Raw genomic sequence first — 535 nt, 5'->3', positions numbered from 1 at the left:
TTAATTGATGCAGACAAACTGCTTTACCATAAGAGAAAGGTTATGTTTTTTGGATTGGGCCAAGATGATGAGTGCTGGGGGTTCGCTGTGCCTGTGGAAGAAATTGATAAGGCTCCCACTATTGATGCCGTTCCTGTGGTCAGGTGCGCCCGATGCAGGCACGGAGAAGCATTCAAAACCTTCCCCGGCGGGATATTCTGCCCATACATCAAGGATACGCTCCCACCAGATGGATATTGCTACATGGGGGAGGAAAACCCCCATGACTAAGTGCTGCGCCACCTGCGCCTGGTACGAGGACTTCCAGGGCGTGTGCTTCAACGGGGATTCGCCGTATTGCGCCGACTTCACGGAGCCGGATCAGCGGTGCAGAGAGTGGGAAAGGAAGGAAGAAGATTATGTTAAAAAATAATCGCCCATTTACAAACGAAAATGGATTTATTGATGCAGGCTTGATAACAGATAAGGACCCAGAAGAAATGGAAGAGGTTTTCAAATGGATACACGAAAAACTAATACCAAGAAAGACCCACTT

At 48.2% G+C, this 535-nt stretch carries 2 protein-coding genes; both read left to right on the top strand.

Features of this window, described 5'->3' with window-relative positions:
- A partial coding sequence (locus H8S11_RS13765; RefSeq protein WP_186853544.1) for a hypothetical protein occupies nucleotides 1-270 on the top strand: 270 nt, incomplete at its 5' end.
- On the top strand, nucleotides 263-412 hold the full coding sequence (locus H8S11_RS13760; RefSeq protein ID WP_186853543.1) for a hypothetical protein: 150 nt from the start codon (nucleotides 263-265) through the stop codon (nucleotides 410-412). The genes H8S11_RS13765 and H8S11_RS13760, both read left to right, overlap by 8 nt.
- The last annotated feature ends 123 nt before the right edge of the window (nucleotides 413-535 follow it).

This window comes from Flintibacter hominis, assembly GCF_014287965.1.
Taxonomy (GTDB): Bacteria; Bacillota; Clostridia; order Oscillospirales; family Oscillospiraceae; genus Lawsonibacter; species Lawsonibacter aceti.
Note: the sequence above shows the minus strand (reverse complement) of the source record. Positions and strands in the feature narration are given on the sequence as shown.

Excerpts from the sequence above, each read along its gene's own strand:
- H8S11_RS13760 (WP_186853543.1), top strand. The coding sequence starts at position 263 with ATGACTAAGTGCTGCGCCACCTGCGCCTGGTACGAGGACTTCCAGGGC.